Source organism: Mesorhizobium sp. M4A.F.Ca.ET.050.02.1.1, assembly GCF_003997725.1.
Classification (GTDB): Bacteria; Pseudomonadota; Alphaproteobacteria; order Rhizobiales; family Rhizobiaceae; genus Mesorhizobium.
Genome location: NZ_RZSG01001517.1, coordinates 1 through 433 on the forward strand (window position 1 = coordinate 1; position 433 = coordinate 433).

Annotated in this window: 1 protein-coding gene; it reads right to left on the reverse strand. The window is 72.3% G+C overall.

Annotated features, from left to right (window positions below; all coding sequences use genetic code 11):
* Positions 1–60 precede the first annotated feature (60 nt).
* Positions 61–433: DHHA1 domain-containing protein (locus EOA33_RS38440; protein ID WP_245482625.1), on the reverse strand; the 373-nt coding region annotated here is incomplete at its 5' end.

The window sequence follows — 433 nt, forward strand, 5'->3', positions numbered from 1 at the left end:
GTGTCGTCACTTCGCGCTCCCGGGATGGCTAGCGTGACTGCGCGGCGACCTCAAGCGAGGTCACGCCGCTTCCAGCGCCGCCTTCACCGCCGCGATCGCGTCCTCGGCCTTCGAGGCGTCGGGACCGCCGGCCTGGGCCATATCGGGCCGGCCGCCACCACCCTGCCCGCCAAGCGCGGCGGACGCCACGCGCACCAGGTCGACGGCGCTGAAGCGGGTGGTCAGGTCGTCGGTGACGCCGACGACGACACTTGCCTTGTTGTCCTCGCCGGCGCCGACGAAGACGACGACGCCGGAGCCGAGCGACTTCTTGCCGGCATCCGCCAGCGGCTTCAGGTCCTTCGGCGCCACACCGGAGACTGCCTTGCCGAGGAAGCCGACGCCGGCGATGGTTTCGTTCTCGGCCGGCACGCCGGCCGGCGAACGGTCACCC